Annotated in this window: 1 protein-coding gene; it reads right to left on the bottom strand. The window is 59.9% G+C overall.

From position 1 onward, the window contains the following. Positions 1-235 (bottom strand): DUF3060 domain-containing protein (locus tag MKK60_RS27095; protein WP_243989164.1); only part of this gene is annotated, 235 nt, incomplete at its 3' end. Positions 236-519 lie beyond the last annotated feature (284 nt).

Below are 519 nucleotides of genomic sequence, written 5' to 3'. Positions count from 1 at the left end.
CGACGTAGCCGCCGCCCGAAACCGTGGCCGCGGTGTCGGCATTGAGGTTGACCACGTCGTTGCCGGCGTCTCCGGTCACGGTCAGCCCTTGGCCCGTGATGCCGATGGTCTCGTTGCTGTCGGCCTGCAGGTTGATGGTATTGCTGGTGCCGTTGATGTTGACGTGGGCGTTGTTGCTAAATGTTATGGTGTTATTGCTGGCGCTGACGCTTTCGGTATAGGCATTGCCAACCATCTGCTTCTGTGAGGATTGGTTTGTGAGGGTGTCACTACCGCGGTCCCCTCAAATGCCGCCGTCGTTGCCTTCCGAAACTGTTGAAGCGGTGTAGGCATTGGGATTGACCTCGTGTTGGCAAGGGTTTCAGGTCACGGTCATGCCCTGACCGCGGCTGAGACCATTGCCGCGGTGTCGGCATTGAGGTTGACCACGTCGTTGCCGGCGTCTCCGGTCACGGTCAGCCCCTGACCCGTGATGCCGATGGTCTCGTTGCTGTCGGCCTGCAGGTTGATGGTATTGCC

This window comes from Methylobacterium sp. J-092, assembly GCF_022829325.1.
Lineage (GTDB): Bacteria > Pseudomonadota > Alphaproteobacteria > Rhizobiales > Beijerinckiaceae > Methylobacterium.
The sequence above is the reverse complement of the archived record's forward strand: the minus strand, read 5'-3'. Positions and strand labels throughout refer to the sequence as shown.